Below are 17,622 nucleotides of genomic sequence, written 5' to 3'. Positions count from 1 at the left end.
AACTCCCGTGGAATAAGTCCGTCTAGGGAAAGGGGAACTCTGTCTATCAGTGGATTTGTGCAACAGAGTCATCATGTGCTGCAAACCGTCTTCTGATCATTTGCGCGCTTTCGAACGACAGTCTACATTGCTGGTAGGTTTCGATCAAAACGCTATGAGGTCGCAGGGCGGTAGGAACCCCGAGGCGCTTTGGCAGCGCCCCGGGACTGTACATAATATATGTGGGTTAGTTCATACCGTAGTTTGCGCCGTCCAGCTTGTCGTAGATCTCTGCTTTGGCCAATGCTGCCAATGCATCGGTATCGCCGTGGTCCACATCCGCCAGCAGCGCGGCCCAGCGATCAACGATGCGCTTGTAGTCTGCCAGCAGCGCTTCGGGGTTCTCAATACCGCGGCTCTTGGCGTTCTCGATCAGCACGGCCTCGTCGGCGGTCACAAATTCCGCCAGCGCTGCCGTCAGAGCCTGATCAGGTTCGAAAACCTCCATGCCGCCCTCTTTGGCGGCGGAAACCGCTTTTTCAACATCCTTGTCGAACTCGACCCGGTGCTGCGCAAGATAGTATGCCATCTGGTCGAACAGTACGTTGCGCGACGCCTCAGACAAGCCTTGCCAAAACGCAGGGTTATAGCCCCATTCAAATCCGGCATAGTAGTTCCCTACTGCAAGCCTGTTCATGTGCGTGACCACATCCGAAAGCGAAAAGGAATCCAACGCATCCGCAGCCGCAACCGCACAATCAAGCGATCCTGTGTCGAGGCCAGTGTACATCTCGCTTGACGGGATAGACACGGGTACCGCGCCCACATGTTCGGCAAAGCGTGACCAGGCACCGCCCGCCATGCGCAGACGCTTGCCCTGAATATCCTCGTAGCTAGCGACAGGTGTGTTGCACATCATGTAATATTGCGAAGTCGAATAGCCTCCACCGAAAACGACGCCATTCTCTTTCCACTCGGCCAGTGCGGCCTCGTTGGTGAGGCCGAATTCGGTCGACGCAAAGGCCATGACCATCGGATCGGTGTTATAGAAAGCGAAGTTGCCGATCAGGTTGGCAACAGGCAGTTCGGACGGGGTGTAGGTGCCCGCGTGATAGGTCACTTGAGCTACGCCATCTCGCACGCCTTGCAAGGACGCGGCCGGCGGCAGAAGCGACCCACCGGCGAAAACGGTAAAGTTCACGTCCCCGTTTGTTTCCTCGGCCACGCGTTTGGCGAACTCGACATAGGGGCCGCGTACCATCGAATGGCGTTCGGCAAAGAAGTGGTTGGCGTTTTGTGCGATGGCAGCAGTGCCAAGGCCACAGGCCGCGAAGGCCAAAAGGGATGTCTTCAGTTTCATTGTGTCGTCTCCTCCGTTTGAAATGTTTTTACTGCGCCATGAGCGAGGGCAGGAACAGGCTGATCGCGGGAAAGGCAATCAGGATAAACAGGGTCAAAATATCCATAGCAATAAACCACGTGGTGCCCGAGATGATGTCTCGCAGCTTGACCTCGCCCGATAGCGCGCTGTGTAGGACGTAAAGGTTCAACCCGACAGGCGGCGTCACAAGGCCGATCTCAAGCAGTTTGATGCAGATAATGCCGAACCAGATCAGGTTGATGTCAGCGGCCTCTAGCACCGGCAGCAGGATAGGCAGTGTGAGCAGGATCAGGCCGATCGAGTCGATTACCATGCCCAGGAAGACAAACAGCACAGCGATCATCAGGATGATTACGAACTGGTTGTCAGAGACCGATAACATCATATCCGTCAGTGCCCGTGGCACACCAGATAGCCCCATGAACCGGGTAAACATCACCGCGCCAATGGACAGAAAGAAGATTGAAGACGTCGCCAACGTCGTCTGACGGATCGCCTCGGCCAGTGCTTTGCCGGTTAGTGAGCGGCGTAGCAGCGCGACCGTTGCAGCCAGAAACGCCCCGACGGCCCCCGCCTCGGTCGGGGTGAAAAACCCGCCAAAAATGCCGCCAAGGACGCCCAGAACCAGTACAGGAAAAGGCCAGACCGACCAGAGCAGACCCAGCAGCTTTTTACGATCAACCCGTTCAATTACAGCGGGTGCAAGCCCGGGCGTCACCGTGGCACGTACGGTAATCATTGCCATATAAACAAAACCCGATAGCACGCCGGGAATGACACCTGCGATAAACAGCTGGCCGATCGATTGCTCGGTGAAGATGCCGTAAAGTACCATCAGGATCGATGGCGGAATAAGCGAACCCAGCGTGCCCGACGCCGCGACCACCCCTGTGGCCAGCGACGGATGGTACTTCGCTTTCAGCATCTCGGGCACGGCAATCTTTGACATGGCTGCGGTCGTCGCGATCGACGAACCCGAGGCCGCGGCAAAAAGGCCGCACGCCCCGACGCTCGCAGAAGCAAGCCCGCCCGGCACCCGCGCCAACAAAACGCGCAGTAGATCAAACGCACCCGCCGTCAGGCCGGTATTGGCCGCGATAAAGCCCATAAACAGAAACATCGGGATCGCCGTCAGCGACCAATCCCCGATCAAGTTGAAAGGCATTGCACTGACGATGCCAAGTGCGGCTTGAAGATTGAACATCACAGTAATGCCGATAAAGGATACTGCCATGAGTGCCGTGCCAATGGACATCCGGAAGGCCAACAAGCCAAACAACGCTCCTACGCCGATCCAACCGATCAAAAGGTTGCTCATGACATGTTTCCATTTAGCTGCGATTGCGTCACAGGCTGCCCGCGCACCAGAAGGACGGCGCGTATAAAAGCAGCGAGACTGGCAAGGCCAAAACCAAGCGGCAAAACCATCCGTGACGGCCAGACGATGACCTCGCGTCCGCCCATGACCACCTCGCCCACACGCAACGCCCGCACCGCATCAAGACCTGTTCGCCACGCCATAACGGCGAGGATCGCCGCGGCGGCTATGCAGCTTAGGAACAAGGCCAGATTCTGAAGCCAGTTCGGAAAGTGATTGAACAATAGATCGACAGATATCTGCTGGTCCTGCATCTCGACAAACGCCATCGGCAGCATGACCAGCACAACCATATAATAGTAGGAAGACATTTCGACCGTGCCTTGGATTGGCGCATTCCACACCAGCTTTGCGACGACATCAGCTACAATGTTCAGCATCATCGCAATGACGCCAATACCACCTACGAACATCAGCCAAGAGCACAATCTGTTGAAAAGCTTCAGCATCGGGCCTCCTCCCCATACCAAGACGGGATTTATACCCGTAATTCCGATTTAACCTCTTCTCTCGAGGCTCAGTTGACAAATAGCGATAGCTGATCGAGTGATAACGAAACGCGATCATCATGGAGCATGCGAATGCACGACAGCAGGAAACCCACTCGCTTGGACCTTCGCCATCTGCGATACGCCTTGGCCGTGGCAGATGCGCAAGGGTTCAGAGCGGCGGCTGAACTGCTCAATATCGCGCAACCGGCAATTTCGAAAGCGGTGAAAGACACTGAGGTTGATCTTGGTTTTCGGATTTTTGATCGCAGTGGGCCGCGTGTCTTACCTACGCCCGAGGGGGTAGTCTTTCTTGATGACGCGCGCCAGACGGTGGCGCAGTTTGAGCGTACGATCCGAGCATCAAGACAAAATGCAGCGGGTGCGCGTGGGCATATTATCGTCGGATACTCCGCGCTCGCAGCTTCACGCCAAATTTCCGAAACACTAGACGCTTTTCATCATAGTATCCCGGGGGTGCAGGTCGAGATGCATGTGATGTCTACCGATAACATGCTGAAAAACTTAAAGTCTGGTGTGATCGACCTTGGATTTTTGCTGTCCCATCCTACGGTAGGTGCTCCCGGGATTGACCAGATGCCGGTCTGGAGCTCATCCATCGGTATCGTCACACCTGCTGGAGAGGCACCCGCACGGGTCAAGGACTTGGACGGCGTGCCTTTTGTTATGGGCCTGCGCGAGAACTGGCGATCTTGGCGCGCGCTTCTCGACAGCGCTTGTGATCATGCCAACCTTAGCACGGTGGTTGTCGATGAGGCTTGGGACGTTCAGGTGATATTGCAACGCGTGGCCGAGCGCCGCGGGGTTACGTTTTTCCCTATGAGCATGGCCGACAGTCTTCCCGCCGCACTGGAACTTGCACTGATTGACGGGCTGGACGCAGAAGCAACGATCTCTATGGCCTGGAGCACCAAAGCCGATACCAGCCTTCTGCGCCAGTTTCGCAACCACTTTCCTCAACTCGCTTGATCACGTCCAGTTATCGGACGATACCGCGAGTCTATTTGCTTAGCGGGGTGATAGCGCGAATGTATGCAAATATGAAACAGACCACGATGGATCCCTTCGATGTGCCCGAGGCGCAGCCCTTCATTCTCGAAGGCAGCAATGTCGGCTTTCTATTTTTTCACGGCTTTACGAGCACCCCCCAAAGCGTACGCGAAGTAGCGCAGCACGTGCATTCGATGAGCGGTGTTACTGTGCATTGTCCGCTGTTGGTCGGCCATGGCAAGACCCCTAGCGCCCTGGCCCAGACGGGCCATCGCGATTGGGTGGCATCCGCAGAAGCCGCGCTGGAAACCCTGTCGTCCCAATGTGATCGCATCATTGTGGGTGGGCTTTCTTTAGGTGCCACTTTATCACTCAACCTCGCTGCGCGGATGCCAAGCAAAATACATGGCGTCGTCAGTATCAATGGATCGACCGGCCTCTATCGGCCCGAGGTCGTAGCACCGCTTTATGACACCGACGGGCAGGATTTCGTTGCGGGAATAGGATCGGATATCGCCCAACCGGGGATGTCTGAAATATGCTATGGTCAAATTCCGCGAGAAACGCTGAGAGAGCGTTTTCTGCTAACGAACACAACCGGCGCTTTGCTGCCGCTTATCCAACAGCCAGTGCTTATCCTGCAATCGCGACGGGACAATGTCGTGGATCCCGATAACGGTCATCGCATTGCGACTTTGGTGGGATCGGCCGATATTCAACTTCGCTGGTTGGAACGCTCATATCATGTCGCAACATTGGATTATGATCGTGTGCTGATCGCGACGAGGATCGCAGATTTCCTGAACTTGTCATCGAGGTAGATCGTGCAATAGCTGTCGGCTCCCGCAGTGCGGTATTTACGACTGGATTTTAATGCCTAGGCCATGTTGACAAAAGGGATTCACAAGTCGGCTAATGCGTGATTCAAGCTGGTATCTGCTATGGAGATCAGCTTGCCCCGACACCTGATGAGCGACGAGGAATGGTCGCTGTTTGAAACTTCATTCTTGCGATCCGAGCCCCTAATGGCCGCAAACTCGCTAACCATCGTCTTGTTTTAAAAGGGATTTTCTGGATTTCGCTCACCGGATTACCTTGGCGAGACTTGCCCGAAGACTTCGGCAAATGGTCAATCGTTTACAGGCAGTTTCGACGCTGGACGCTGGCGGGCCTTTGGGAGGGCATACTCGAAGCCCTGAACCAAAGCGGGGCTGTCCCGAACACCCTGCAAATGATCGATAGCACCGTCATTTGCGCCCACCATCAGGCAGCGGGCGCAAAAGGGGGACTCCGAGACAGGGTTTTGGCCGTTCAAGAGGTGGGTTCACGACCAAGATCCACCTCCGCGTCAACGCGCACGGTCTGCCCATGAGAACGGACATCACGGCGGGACAAACATCCGACTATTTGGGGTTCGATATGGTCATGGATGACAACCTGCCAGAGCCGCGTGTGCTGCTCGCGGATCGAGGCTATGATGCTGCTCGCATTCGAAAAACCATGAATGACCGAGATATCCTGACCCAGATCCTGATGCGCAAGACCCGTAAAATGCGCGTCGGTGTCGATCACGGGCTTTACCGACTTTGCAACATGGCCGAGCGCTGCTTCAACCTGCTCAAGAACGCACGCCGCGTCGCCACCCGATATGACAAAACCGCGGAAAGCGACCTTGCGTTCATAGACATCACGTCAATCCGGATATGTGTCACTGTACCCTAATTAATCAGAATCTGCGGGTTCAGGGCATTTTGGGGCACTTTTGTACCCTTAATTACAATATATCCACAGGCTGCTCGCTTCAGGATTTAACCCCACTTGAGCGCGTCCAGATTGCATCGGCGCACGCCAGTAACGCTAGACGATTTGCATCATGTCCGAGCTCTGAGATGGCCTGACGTGCTGCTCGCAAAGCGCTCTCGGATGCATTTGGGCGGCTCATTCCGTGTGTTTCCTGGCCGGTCGGATGCCCCGTTTCGCGCAGTCCCGTCAACCGTTGATCGAGGTCACGCGACAACCCACGGACCCGCTCGATCACCCTGCGATGCTGAGGAAAGACGCGGCGCAACTCCCGAACCACCTGGCCGTTTCCTCTCAGCATGATGGCGGCACCCAACAAGGGACGGGTCATGCCGACACCAACCGCAGCAAGTACCATCAATCTTTCGAGTTCGTTCGTGGAAATGACGGACGCTGAGTTGCCGACGCCCAGAATCGATACAATAGACAGGGTCAAATCCATTCGGCGCAAACGCCTGAGATCGTTGCTCGCCACAGCCGTTTCCAAGACCTGCGCGCCACGTGCAGCGCGCGCAAGTAGCCGGTCTGATACGGCTTCGGCTGGATGATTCGCCGCGAGGGATTGACCACAGGTTTCGCAGGTCATCGACCACGCGAATCGCCAATGACGAAGAGCGAGACCGGGCGTTTGCTCCGTGCACCCCGGACAATACTGGAAGTCATGCCGTGACACGTATCGTACGGCATGATGCACCGTATCAGGAAGGGTCATGGCGGCGATTTCATTCCGGGTCCGTTGAACTGCCGAGCAGAGACAGGCCCAGTCCATCTCTCCGGGATCGTTGATACGCTCCGGCACCCTGCCCTGCCCCAAGCCGAGATAGCCGCAAAGCTCTTAGACAGAACAGTGATTGGCTTTTGCCAATCGCCCGATCCAACTGGACAGAAGCTCATCGTGCGCTGGCGGTGGCCGAAACGGTAGCGGTCTGACGTTCACCCGAATGTAGCAACGGGCTGGCGAGGAATGCTCCAGGCGGAGTTGTCACATTAACGAGCTCCGATTGCCGCGCCGCTGATTTGGACATAGTCAGCGCTGATGCAGACACCTTCCAGCATCAGCTACAAGCGTCACCGCTTCCCGCCCGAGATCATCGCACACGCGGTCTGGCTGTATGTTCGGTTCAATCTGAGCCTCCGCGAGGTCGAGGAGATGCTGCTGGAGCGCGGCGTCCGCGTCGACCATGCGACGCTGAACCGCTGGGTCGTGAAATACGCCTCAGCTTTGACCGCTGTGGCGCAACGGCGGAAGGCTCGAACAGCGCCGTCCTGGCGTCTCGACGAGACCTATGTGAAAGTTCGCGGCGATTGGTGCTATTTGTATCGCGCTGTGGACCGGCACGGCCAGACCCTTGATTTCATGTTGTCTGAACACCGGGGTGAAACGGCGGCGCTGCGGTTTCTGGCCAAGATGATATCTTCAAATGGGCTCCCCCGAGCCTGCGCCATTGACAAGAGCGGTGCGAACACCGCCGGTCTGAAAGGAATGAACGCTGCGCTTGCCAAGGCTGGCTCTGACCGCAAGATCAGGGTTTATCGATCCAAGTACCTCAACAACATTGTGGAGCAGGACCATCGCGGTATCAAACGGCGGATCAGGCCGATGATGGGTTTCAAATCACTCAGATCGGCAACAGCAACTTTGGACGGGATAGAAACGGCACACATGATCAGGAAAGGGTAGTTGGGCAGTGGTTGCCCATTCGCGGCCTACGCAAGCCTTGCCGCGAAATCGGCGATCAAGCGAGCCCCTAACTGGTGAACTCGAAACTTTGCGACGGAACCCTAGGCGCACGCTGTGAGCGGATCCGCTGACGAAGAGTGTGCCTGCGCGATCACGTCCTACGGCACACCAGGATCTGCTTGTTCGACGCCGAACTGAACGCATCGCGCTCATAGCTCGAGAACCTGTGTTCCACTTCGAAGCCCGACAGCTGCATGAGCGCGAGCAGCTCTTGTGGAAAGAACATCCGCATGTGCAGTTTGCCGAGCGACTGGGTGTCCCGCTCCGCATCGAAGATCGAGACTTCGCGGATCTGAGTGTCGCTGTGGTAGGCGTAGTTCTGCACAAGCTGCTGCTCTTTCCCGTCGCCATTGACTCTGTGCGAGGCAAACGGGGTCAACTCTGCTGCCTCGGCCGCGACCAACAACTCTGGTGCGGGAACAAACACATCGATGATCAAGCGTCCGTCTGGCGCGAGGTGCTTGCGCACGGCGGCCATGCAGGACACGAAGTCCTCCACCTCGTAGAGGTGGCAGAGCACGTTGTGGGGCATGATCACAGTGTCGAAGGTTTGCGCGAGATCGAAGTGGATCATATCGGCCACCGAGAGGTTCAAGCGAACGCCGTCCGCGTCGGCCTTGCGTTCTGCTTCGGCAAGCATGTCCGGGCACACATCGATGCCGGTCACCGCGTTGCTGTGCTTTGCAAGCGCCACCGCCACGCGGCCCGTCCCAACGCCGATTTCAAGCACGCGCGGCCCGTAGGTCTCTGCCATGCCGAGCCAAAACGGGATGTCCTTCGCCTTCATGAGACCGAACTGGTCGTATCGCTTCCCGTCGCGAAAAATAAAATCGATGTCGTACTTTGCCATGTGGTATGTCCTAGCTTTGTGTGTCGTTTGGGGGCCGCGGGCTGCCGGGCTGAAGAACTATCTTGATCGCCGCGGGGTCGGAGATGAGCTGCGGCAGCCTTTGGGCGGCGTCCGTCAGCGGGACCCGATGCGACAAGAACGGGCGAAAGTCGTCTGCGTGCCCTTCCAGCAGGCGGATGGCTTGGGCGAAATCGCCCTGGGGATGCGGGAAAGACGGCTTCAAGGTCAGTTTACGCATATGCAGGTCAAACAGGTTGAGGCAGACCTCCTTTTGCGGCGAGATCCCGTTGTAGGTGATTAGCCCGCCGTAGCGCATATGTGGGACGACCGCAGGGATCAGGGCATAGGGCGCGGTGACGATCGCCAGGTCGAAATGCGCCTGGGGCAGGGCGGCAAACCCCTCAAAGAGCTTGGCGCCCAGGGCGCGCGCGTGTTTGGACTTCGCGGTGTCGGCGCGGCGTGTCACGGCCGTGACCCCGGTGCGCTCTGCCTGCCGCAACACGGTCATCGCCATCAGCGCGAGCATGCCGGTGCCAACGAAGAGGACGCGCTCGGCTGGTACGTCCCAGGCGTCCCTCAGAAGGTCAATCGCCACGTTCAAGGGCTCTGTCAGAACAAAGGGCGCGGCGGATCGGTCCGGCACCCGCAGCAAGAGCCGGGCCGGCAGCACCAACGCGCTCGTAAAGCCATTGAAGGCGTGCCGCTTGAAGTTAGGGCACGCCTCCGGTTGGTGCGCGAGGCACTTCTCGCATCGGCCACAGGGCGCGGTGGTCCGGACGACCGCGTAGTCCCCGGCGGCCACACCCGAGACATCTTGGCCCACATGCTGAACCCGGCATAGGATCTCGTGTCCCCATGTCCGGAGCGTCCCCGGAAGGTCGCGATAGGCGCCGATGTCGGAGCCGCACACGCCGACCTCGATCACCTCGACGCGCGCATCCGTCCGGCCAAGGGCTGGCACCGGGGGCGCGGGCACAAGCACCAACGCGCCCTCAGCGGTTCTCTGAAGCTCTCGGGTGTCCTCAAGCATACGCGCGCGATGCGTCCGTGTTGGGGTGGTCGCGATCGCGATCCCATTGACAAAGCAGAGCCCGTCGCGCGCGTCCCGCTCGCCCCGGACGTCGGACACGGTTAGGCGATTTACAGGGGCCGCGAGGTAGTTGTGCACCGACTGCAAGATCGATTTGGCCGCCGCGGCGCCAACGCACAGATGGCGCCCAAAGCCGAAATGGAGGGACGGGGTTGCGCCTGTGTCTTCGGCCGCGCAGGCCAGCAGATCGATGGAGTGCTTCTCGATGGTCGACGCGTCCTTGACGCAGATCCGGTTGATGTAGCGAAAGGGCGGGCTAGCGCGCAGTGCGGCGTCCACCAGCGCGCTGAAGCTCATCGCCTTCCCGTTGACCTCGGACTGGGCCCACGTGAACAGGAACGACGACATCGCCGCTTCAATCGGGTCATAGGAATCCACCATCATGTTCAGCGAGACGGCGTCATCGACCCCGGCTTCGCGGGCGATGGAGGGCCAAGCCTCAGCGGCAAATATCTCGGTTTGGAACCAGGTTTCGAGATCCGTGATCGCGTGGACGGTCTGTTCGAGCTTGCTTTGGGTTGGATGCTGGTCGCCCAGAAACGCAAGGATGGCTCGGCTTTTGGCCAGCATGTCGCGATGCTGCTGCTCTGACAGGCCCCACAGCTGGCGGTGGGCGTAGCGGCAGAACGTGGCCACTGTCTCGGTGTGCATGCGGCCATCGCTGTCGATCAGCATGTGACACGGCAGGTTGCGAAAGGCCTGCTGGGAAGTCACCTGCGAAAGGGCCTTGGCGGCGCGCTTGCGCTGCGTTCTGTGCGCGTCGCCCTCGCGGTACATTAGCCACTGCCCAAAGAACGCGCGGATGCGCTCAAGATGCGCGGGCCCGTAGGCCCTCCAGGGCGCAAAGGAGGTGTGGACCCGCGCGCTCGAATGCTCTTGCGAGATCAAGATGCGCTGCGCATCCGTCGTGCTGGTGATGGACACCGGAACAAGGCGCGGACAGGTCTCAGCCATGGGAAGCCTCTCTGGTTGGAGCGGGGGTCGTCTGCATCAAGTTCCGCGCCAGAACGTAGAGCGGGATGGCAGACAGCATGTTGGCCGCGGCATAGCCCAGCAACACGCCCAGATAGTCAGCAAGGAAGAACCCCACTGACACGAAAGGGATAGAGATCGCGAACGAGCGCAGCATCGCAAACACCATCGCGGCGCTGTGGCGCTCGAAGATGTTGAAGACGCGGACCGATATCGAAAACATCGACATCGCAGCATAGGTCAACGGCACGATCCAAAGGAAGATCCGCAGGCTGCTGATGACCTGGTCGGACACAGACATCGCGGCGAAGATGAAGGCCTCCGCCAAAGCAATGGCCGCGACGTAGACCGCAAGCTGCACGCCTACGAGGTAGACGAGGCATTTGTCAAACGCGCGCCTCATGTTCTGAAAGTCGGCGCGCCCGAAGTACCAAGACAGGATCGGGACAGCCACGCTGCTGAGCGCCAGACCATAGGAGAAGAGAACCGGTTGGAGCCGAGAGATCAACGCAAAGGCGGCCGCGCTGTCCTCGCCGGACGCGGAGATCAGAAAGCCAAACAGAAACATCACGATCGGGGTAAAGATCGACGTGATGAAGATCGACCGCAGGGTCGCGAAGACCTGCGTCACAGAGACCGACCGCAGTTCTGCCCGCACCCCCTGCAGCCGAGAGGAAATGATGGTCAGCGCCGCCAGAAGTGCGACGGCTTTGGCAAGGGCCAGCACGCATCCCACATGGACGACGATGCTCGTTAGCTCTGGCGCCTCTGTGGTGGTGTACCAAGCGATCAGCGCCAGAATACCGGCCAGCTGAAGGACGGCGGGGGCGATGTTGAGCGCACTGTAAAGGCGCATGTGCCCCAGCGACCTCAGGTACCCAAGGAGCGCGAAGAGCAACACGCGCAAAAGCACCTCTGCGGAGAGGAAGATCCACAGCGTAAGCGTCACGCCCTGCAGGTCGGGCGGGATCGACAGGATGTCGACCAGCTGCGGCCACATCAAAAGCACCGCCAAGCAGAACGCAAGCGTTGCAAGGGCGCCAAGACCGGCCGCGGTTGCGACAATCGCCGGGGCCTGAGAGGGGGTCTTGCCGCCGAGGCTTCGGCTGACGAGGATGGTGGTAGTCTCCGATGTCGCCAAGGCAAACGCGAAAGAGAACCCCTGGAAGGCCGCCGTGTAGCCGAAAACACCGAGCAATCGGCTGTCCAGAAACGTCAGCATGCCCACCAGGAGGAGCCCCAGCGAGATCTCGCTGGCGATGGAGCCCCAGGGCAGCAGGGACGACCTGAACATCCGGTCGAGCGACAAGGGAGCGGTTTGCGACGTCATGTCTGGCACAACAGGAATGGAAAGTGCTTGAGTTTAAGCTGCGAAGACGGGTCGATGTCTGCAAACGGGCGTGTTTGACCGGCCGCGCGCGACAGCGCTGCCACCGCGTCCGCGTCATGGGCAAGGACCAGGTAGGGACAGCGCACAAGCCGCCCCAGCGCGAATTTCTTCTTGAACCGGATCAAGCCATCGCCATCGCTGGTGCCTCTGCCGCCGCCGAAGCAGATCTGGCGGACCAATGTCTTGTCCTTGTTCTTGGCGGTCGCGCCCTCGATGGTCTTGAAGTACATCAGATCTGAAACGCCGGGGTTCTGTAACTTCTCCCTAACGCCTAAAAGTAACAAGTGTGTCGTTGCACCGCTTGTCATCGCCGCGCAGGCCCCGACCGGCGTGCCGTTCGAGCGCACCAGGTAGATGTCGAAGAAGCTCAGGTTCGCAAGGGTCGCTATGTTCTCTTGGCTGAGGTACCAGCGCGGCAGGGTACCGAGCGTCTGAAGGCTGTGGAAGAGTACTTCATGCACCGCGGCAACCTGGTCGCGGCACGCGGCTGTCACCCGCTCGACCTCGTACTGATCGCGGGCAGACTTGATCGTGTACCGGTGCTTTTTGCGCAGCGACGACAGGTAGGCGTCCATCGATGACGGGCAGTCCAGCATCGCGACGTATTGGCCCCATTCCACGGTGCAGAAGCCCGTGGACGCTATCAACTCGGCCACCTCGCCCGTCGGGTCGCACCGCATGAACTCGCAGACAATGCCGCGGGACCGGCACCAGGCGCTGTAGTCCTCCAAGGCTCTGACGAGAAGGTGCGGATCCTGGCGGCTTAGGACCGGATCGAAGTAGCCGCGCCAGCTTTCCGCGAACGCGTACCCAGTGCCCTTCAGGCGCTGTGTCACGCAGACGTGCCGGAACGCGCCATCACCGTCGGAATAGGCGTACCGCTCCCAGGTGTTACCGTAGACCGCCGAGAGGTAGGCGTCGCTGTCGACATGCGGAACGCCTGAGCACCTCATCGTCTCTACAACAGCAGTGTTTGACAACGACATCAATCCATCCCCTCAAGAGATATGAATGCGGGTGTCAAAGTAGTCTTCCTGAAACCGGACAAATCCGTAAAGCTTGTCTGCTGCCAGCTCGGTTGGACCGGTGGACACAATCAGCTTGTTTTCATCGTCGTCGAGGCGCTCGACAACGGCCAAGCACTTGCCGGTGCAGGCTTCGACAGGTGTCGTTTCACCAACAATGTAGGCGTCGACCTCGTACCCATCGCCGGCGAAGATCTCAGGCACAAACCCGTAGTTCAGCGGATAGGTCGTCTGGGGAAAGCGGGGATGCGCCGTGCCCATGGGACGATCAATCATGACGTGCAGGCGGCGCCCGATCAGGTCGGTGTAATCCTTCAGCTCTTTAAGTTGCTTTGGCATGTGTCGGTCCGATGTCCCTTATTTCCGGTTGAGTAATCAGGTGCACGTTGGTTGGGGTGTCGTCAGTGTTCCAAATCAGCGCAGAGCTTGGATCAGGCTCTGGGCGGTGTCAGCCCCCAGGACCGCCAGCAGGGTTGCAGGCCCGGACGTGAAGAGCCGTGCCGCCCTATCTCTCCCATAGGTTGTTTCGACGTGCGACCAGGCCGGTTGCAGCGCCCTTGGGTCAGTATCCAGCGAGATGGCGTCCACCAGGCCCAACTCGAGCAGCGCGTTTGCCGACACGTTCCCGAACTTCGATCCGCCCCTTTGGACGTTTGGGGCGCCCACCAGAACTGTCTGCCCCAGGTCATGGGCTTTGCGGGCGATCTCTAGGGTGATCGGGAACTCGCAGAGGCGCGCGCCAAGGGCGTGGGCGCAGTCCAACCGCTCCGGGCACTCGGGATCATGGAGGCCGAAGGCGATGCCGCGGCCTGTCGCCGCCTTCGCGAGACCTTCAAGGTCGCGGATGAAGGCGGATCGGGCGTGCTCCGCCCGTGCCACGGCCAAATCGTCTAAGCCGTAGCCGGGCTCGAACGTCAGGTAGGCGAAGGCTTTTCGCCACTGCCGCGGCTCCTTGTACTGCCCTTGGTCAGGGCTGTGGTCCATCGCGGTGACGAGCTTCACGATGTCGCCGTGCGCGTCAAGCTCACGGTTGAGCAGCGCGCTTACCCCCGCGTCGCTCAACTCACAGCGCAGGTGCACGCCCCCCACGCAGGGCAGCTCGCCCTGATCCATGAGCCGCTTGATGCACCCTACCAGAAGGTCGCGATGCCTCTGCTGGCAAGGCACATGTTTTGGCTTGTCCAGGGTCACCGCGATCAGGCCTGAGGTGACACCACACCGCGCCAAGAGCGCATCGAGATCCCGCAACTGCTGGTCCACGGCGCGCACGGTGTCGCGCCCCAGAACTTTTGGAGGGAAGACCCCTCCGACATGCAGATCGATGAACCCTGTCCCTACGGGCAGCGGCGCGGCGCGGGCAAAACCACGCGGCACCTCAGCCCCCCTCAGTGCGGCGTCGGTGTCTCCGTAGCTCATTCGACGAGGCCTTCGTCGACCCGTTCCACTGGCTCTTCGGTCAGCTTGCGCCTCACAGCACCTGCGACCTCCTCGGCACGATCCGCAAGCTCGGGCGCGACATAGACGTTTGCCCGGCGCAGCGTCCGGTAGGCCTGTGGCAGATCCGGAATGCCCGCATCGAGCGGCTCCCGCGCGCAGAGGTCGCTGAAGGCGCGCCAGACCCCGTCGGCCCCCAAAGCCGGGGTCTCGGCCGACTTAGCCTGCATGTCTTCGGGAAGTACCAGTGCGACGATCTGATCCGAACGCACGGTTGGAAGCGCTGCGGCAAGCTCTGCCTCGAACGCAGTGCGCAGCGCTGGGGTCGCCAAGGCCTCGCCCAGGCGTCGCACCAATGCCTCTTCCTTTATCACATCGACGGACAGGGCAGGGGCGAGCAACCGCCCCCCTTTCAGCGCCGTCAAAAGCGCCAACGCGGTGTCGGAGGCCGCCGTCTCAGCCGTGTCGATCAACAGGTCGAGAAAGTCGTCGTCTCCGATCACAAGGCGCTCGGACAGAGCAAACGCCGGGTCGTCCATGAGGCCCGGCAGATCACCTTGAAGGCATCGGATGGCCTTGTCGAGCATCGCGTCCGCGTTGCACTTGTGCTCGCCGTAAAAGCAGCGCGCTGCGATCTCGAGGCGCTCGCGGTGCACCCCGGCAAGTTCGCGCAACGGCTGGAGCGAGATCGCTTGGCCCCCGCGCCCGACGCCGTACCGCAGCACCCGATCTGTGGGCGCAGAATCGGGCCCGGGAAAGACCGGCTCGCCTTTGCTAGCGTAGATCAAGACCCCGCCGTTCAGCAGGCTGTCGGGCATCGTCCACCTGATGCCAGCGCTTGCCAGATCGCGGTCGCAGATGTCGATCAGGTCCGCGGAGTAGACGCCATGCACGATGTCATAGGTTAGGGTGATTACTTCCAGCATGGCCTGAGACAGCGCAGGTGTCAGCGCGCTCCCATCGGTGTCGGGCAGCGCGGGCACGGCCTCGCCCCGTATGATCCGCGGCGCATGGGCGACGCACTCGGCCAAGGCGATGTGCCGCTTCAGCTCCTGCAAGGCCGCTGGATCGGTGCGCAGCGGCCCGTGCTCCAGCTCTCGGATGACGCCCGAAAGCTGATTCCGCATGGCGTCGAAGAAGGTGCGGCGGTCGAAGAAGTGACTGAGTTGGAACCGCAGCGTGTGCCCGAACGGCAGAAGTGCTATGTCGTGGACCAAGGCAAAGACCCGCATCAGCAGCTCGAAGCTGACGTTCTCCTGCGCCAGCCTGTCCGTCAGCGCCAGAAAATGCTCGGCATTCTGTGAAGCTTCAGAGTTCTGCGGCGAGGTCAGACCCTCAAAAAGCGCGTTGGCCCAATAGACCGTCCCGATGCTGTGGGACAGCCTTGTGTGCTCCGAGCAGGGGTTGTCGAAGTAGCCAAAGCCTGTCTGGCGGAGCCGTCGTAACCGCTGCATCGGGGAGGTTGCAACGATGGCCGCCTCCGCGAGTGTCAGCTTGTGCAAACACCCGACAGACGCAACGACCTGCGTTTCATGCCTCAAGAGGTCCATGGCGGTTGAGTACCAGCTTTGAGGGATCGACATTATTTTGGCTTCCCAATCCAAGTGCAGAGGTAGTCCATGTGAACGAGCTTCTGATCGTCAACGAGTTGAGGCTTCTGCGGGAACTCTTGCCCTTCGTAGGTCTCTTTGGGGCAGTAGGGGTCGCGCGCGAGCATGCTGCGGTCTCCATTTGAGTGGAGGTTGTAAAGGTACGACCGGGCCACGCATCCGCCGCCGCACTTCTCCACGCGTTCGCAGCTTGCGCACCCGTCCACTTGATCGCCGTTCGCATTCCTCTGCCGGAAGACCCTGAACTGCTCGCTGTGAATGATGTCGTAGAGGTCATGCTCCAGGAGGTTCAGCGACGACTTGTAGTCATGCAGGTAGACGCAGGGGCTGATGTAGATTTCGCCGGTTGGGGTGATGGAGTGGATGCGAAACGACGTCCGGCCACAGGGGCAGCGCCGCGCGGCCTCGTAGTCGGCCACACTCGCGATCGGCGGCTCGCCCAGATCCACAGGCTCGCATAGCTCCATCAGGCGGCTAAACCCGTCGTAGAACTGCTTTGGCGTCAGGCAGATGTCCATGTGCTCGGGCATGGTCGGCTTGATTGAGTTGATCCGCACATTTCCATCATACTTCTTCGCCAGCGCCACCAACCCGTCGATATGGGCGCGGGAAAAGTTCCAGCTCATGCCGCACATGATCGCGGTATGCGGTTTGTCGTGGTCCTGACAAATCCGCATGCACTGCTCGGCCTGGTGGAAGATCTTCGCGGCACGGTTCTTGTTGTGCTCTTCCTCAAAAGGCGAGTCGAACGAGACATCGACATCGTTAAGGAGATCAAACGCCTCCCGGTAGTCTTTGTAGAGATGGATCAGTGTGATCCCGCTGGTGGTGAGCCCGACTTCAATCCCGCGTTCAGAAAGAGACTTGATGATGTAAGGAAGAAGAGTGTTCTTTGGGTTCGGGCCGTTTGTGAAAAGAGGTTCGTTACCGCCAAGATTAACGGTCTCTACCTTGTTTATTGCGAGCTGATCGACAATACGGTCGATCATCTCCACCGACATGTCCCGGCCTTTCACACGCGCATTCATACTGTAACAGTGCGTGCATCGGTACGGGCAATCGTTACCAAGTGTCCAACCGATATTCTTAATGTCTACGTCAATCTCTGGCAGAGTTCCGAATTCGTGCGTCGGACCCATTTTTTTCTTACTATAATGGTCAAATTCACTGAATTGTGTATCGAGTCTATGCATAAATATACCTTTGCATCTAGGCCTTGAATTCCCTATTTATCGTTCAATCTTAGGCTGTTGTTGTAATGAATTTGTGACGTACTAGATCAGAATATCGACACGTCCGACGCAACTGGCCGCCTGCTGTTCAACATGCTCGGGGCCATCGGCCAGTTCGAAACCTAAATCCGTGCCGAGCATCAGATTGATGGGATCAAAAAGGCAAAGGATGGGATCGACTCCGGCTCGGTGCAGAATAGGGCGTTAAGCCCGGATCGGGGTACTGGGGGTAGATTCCGGT

15 protein-coding genes and 1 pseudogene are annotated in these 17,622 nt (G+C 59.2%); 4 read left to right on the top strand and 12 right to left on the bottom strand.

The annotated features are described in order from the left end of the window. Positions 1-226: 226 nt before the first annotated feature. From R0J92_RS19415 to R0J92_RS19405, 3 genes are read right to left on the bottom strand one after another with little or no spacing between them, the layout of a single operon-like run. Positions 227-1,339 carry a C4-dicarboxylate TRAP transporter substrate-binding protein gene (locus R0J92_RS19415; RefSeq protein ID WP_243395107.1) on the bottom strand — a complete coding sequence of 371 codons (1,113 nt, stop codon included), beginning with the start codon at positions 1,337-1,339 and terminating at the stop codon, positions 227-229. Between the two features lie 28 nt (positions 1,340-1,367). Further along, the gene (locus R0J92_RS19410; protein ID WP_317387144.1) at positions 1,368-2,678 is read right to left on the bottom strand and encodes a TRAP transporter large permease; all 1,311 of its coding nucleotides are present in this window, start codon (positions 2,676-2,678) and stop codon (positions 1,368-1,370) included. Beyond that, positions 2,675-3,187: a TRAP transporter small permease subunit gene (locus tag R0J92_RS19405; RefSeq protein WP_411052808.1), complete on the bottom strand. Its 513-nt coding sequence runs from the start codon at positions 3,185-3,187 to the stop codon at positions 2,675-2,677. Before R0J92_RS19405 ends, R0J92_RS19410 begins: the two co-directional genes overlap by 4 nt. A gap of 159 nt (positions 3,188-3,346) precedes the next feature. On the opposite strand from R0J92_RS19405, the gene R0J92_RS19400 reads away from it, so the two are divergent. The 3 genes and pseudogenes from R0J92_RS19400 (at position 3,347) to R0J92_RS19390 (ending at position 5,959) form a co-directional block, all read left to right on the top strand. Then, a complete protein-coding gene (locus tag R0J92_RS19400) occupies positions 3,347-4,216 on the top strand; it encodes a LysR family transcriptional regulator (RefSeq protein WP_165798178.1) in 870 nt (289 codons plus the stop codon). Positions 4,217-4,287: 71 nt separating this feature from the next. After that, positions 4,288-5,058, top strand: a complete 771-nt coding sequence (locus R0J92_RS19395; protein WP_317387142.1) for an alpha/beta hydrolase — start codon at positions 4,288-4,290, stop codon at positions 5,056-5,058. A 120-nt stretch (positions 5,059-5,178) separates the two neighbouring features. Next, positions 5,179-5,959: pseudogene (locus tag R0J92_RS19390) on the top strand (IS5 family transposase). 79 nt (positions 5,960-6,038) lie between these two features. Here the strand turns inward: R0J92_RS19390 and R0J92_RS19385 are convergent. Then, positions 6,039-6,623, bottom strand: a complete 585-nt coding sequence (locus R0J92_RS19385; RefSeq protein WP_411052807.1) for a hypothetical protein — start codon at positions 6,621-6,623, stop codon at positions 6,039-6,041. 450 nt (positions 6,624-7,073) lie between these two features. Here R0J92_RS19385 and R0J92_RS19380 point away from each other — a divergent pair, with 450 nt between their 5' ends. Beyond that, a complete protein-coding gene (locus R0J92_RS19380; RefSeq protein WP_411052806.1) occupies positions 7,074-7,718 on the top strand; it encodes an IS6 family transposase in 645 nt (214 codons plus the stop codon). A gap of 151 nt (positions 7,719-7,869) precedes the next feature. On the opposite strand, the gene R0J92_RS19375 is transcribed toward R0J92_RS19380, so the two are convergent. From R0J92_RS19375 to R0J92_RS19340, 8 genes are all read right to left on the bottom strand, one after another. Then, entirely contained in the window at positions 7,870-8,628 is a 759-nt protein-coding gene (locus R0J92_RS19375; RefSeq protein WP_411052805.1) for a class I SAM-dependent methyltransferase, read from the bottom strand. Positions 8,629-8,638: 10 nt separating this feature from the next. Beyond that, complete coding sequence (locus R0J92_RS19370) at positions 8,639-10,672, bottom strand: zinc-dependent alcohol dehydrogenase (protein WP_411052804.1); 2,034 nt, start codon at positions 10,670-10,672, stop codon at positions 8,639-8,641. Continuing rightward, positions 10,665-12,020 carry an MATE family efflux transporter gene (locus tag R0J92_RS19365; protein ID WP_411052803.1) on the bottom strand — a complete coding sequence of 452 codons (1,356 nt, stop codon included), beginning with the start codon at positions 12,018-12,020 and terminating at the stop codon, positions 10,665-10,667. Before R0J92_RS19365 ends, R0J92_RS19370 begins: the two co-directional genes overlap by 8 nt. After that, a complete protein-coding gene (locus R0J92_RS19360) occupies positions 12,017-13,066 on the bottom strand; it encodes a GNAT family N-acetyltransferase (RefSeq protein WP_411052802.1) in 1,050 nt (349 codons plus the stop codon). The genes R0J92_RS19365 and R0J92_RS19360 overlap by 4 nt, the downstream gene beginning before the upstream one ends. A gap of 12 nt (positions 13,067-13,078) precedes the next feature. Next, complete coding sequence (locus R0J92_RS19355; protein ID WP_411052801.1) at positions 13,079-13,444, bottom strand: inorganic diphosphatase; 366 nt, start codon at positions 13,442-13,444, stop codon at positions 13,079-13,081. Positions 13,445-13,519: 75 nt separating this feature from the next. Next, a complete protein-coding gene (locus R0J92_RS19350; protein WP_411052800.1) occupies positions 13,520-14,521 on the bottom strand; it encodes a hypothetical protein in 1,002 nt (333 codons plus the stop codon). Further along, positions 14,518-16,122, bottom strand: coding sequence for a hypothetical protein (locus R0J92_RS19345; protein ID WP_411052799.1), 1,605 nt, complete (start codon positions 16,120-16,122; stop codon positions 14,518-14,520). The genes R0J92_RS19350 and R0J92_RS19345 overlap by 4 nt, the downstream gene beginning before the upstream one ends. Then, positions 16,122-17,288, bottom strand: coding sequence for a radical SAM protein (locus R0J92_RS19340; protein WP_411052821.1), 1,167 nt, complete (start codon positions 17,286-17,288; stop codon positions 16,122-16,124). The genes R0J92_RS19345 and R0J92_RS19340 overlap by 1 nt, the downstream gene beginning before the upstream one ends. Between the last annotated feature and the right edge of the window lie 334 nt (positions 17,289-17,622).

This window comes from Tritonibacter sp. SIMBA_163 (assembly GCF_046535935.1).
GTDB classification, from domain to species: domain Bacteria; phylum Pseudomonadota; class Alphaproteobacteria; order Rhodobacterales; family Rhodobacteraceae; genus Epibacterium; species Epibacterium scottomollicae.
The sequence above is the reverse complement of the archived record's forward strand: the minus strand, read 5'-3'. Positions and strand labels throughout refer to the sequence as shown.

Coding starts and splice junctions, on each gene's coding strand:
- R0J92_RS19415 (WP_243395107.1), bottom strand. CDS start 1,339: ATGAAACTGAAGACATCCCTTTTGGCCTTCGCGGCCTGTGGCCTTGGC.
- R0J92_RS19410 (WP_317387144.1), bottom strand. CDS start 2,678: ATGAGCAACCTTTTGATCGGTTGGATCGGCGTAGGAGCGTTGTTTGGC.
- R0J92_RS19405 (WP_411052808.1), bottom strand. CDS start 3,187: ATGCTGAAGCTTTTCAACAGATTGTGCTCTTGGCTGATGTTCGTAGGT.
- R0J92_RS19395 (WP_317387142.1), top strand. CDS start 4,288: ATGAAACAGACCACGATGGATCCCTTCGATGTGCCCGAGGCGCAGCCC.
- R0J92_RS19385 (WP_411052807.1), bottom strand. CDS start 6,623: ATGACCTGCGAAACCTGTGGTCAATCCCTCGCGGCGAATCATCCAGCC.
- R0J92_RS19380 (WP_411052806.1), top strand. CDS start 7,074: ATGCAGACACCTTCCAGCATCAGCTACAAGCGTCACCGCTTCCCGCCC.
- R0J92_RS19375 (WP_411052805.1), bottom strand. CDS start 8,628: ATGGCAAAGTACGACATCGATTTTATTTTTCGCGACGGGAAGCGATAC.
- R0J92_RS19370 (WP_411052804.1), bottom strand. CDS start 10,672: ATGGCTGAGACCTGTCCGCGCCTTGTTCCGGTGTCCATCACCAGCACG.
- R0J92_RS19365 (WP_411052803.1), bottom strand. CDS start 12,020: ATGACGTCGCAAACCGCTCCCTTGTCGCTCGACCGGATGTTCAGGTCG.
- R0J92_RS19360 (WP_411052802.1), bottom strand. CDS start 13,066: ATGTCGTTGTCAAACACTGCTGTTGTAGAGACGATGAGGTGCTCAGGC.
- R0J92_RS19355 (WP_411052801.1), bottom strand. CDS start 13,444: ATGCCAAAGCAACTTAAAGAGCTGAAGGATTACACCGACCTGATCGGG.
- R0J92_RS19350 (WP_411052800.1), bottom strand. CDS start 14,521: ATGAGCTACGGAGACACCGACGCCGCACTGAGGGGGGCTGAGGTGCCG.
- R0J92_RS19345 (WP_411052799.1), bottom strand. CDS start 16,122: ATGTCGATCCCTCAAAGCTGGTACTCAACCGCCATGGACCTCTTGAGG.
- R0J92_RS19340 (WP_411052821.1), bottom strand. CDS start 17,288: ATGGGTCCGACGCACGAATTCGGAACTCTGCCAGAGATTGACGTAGAC.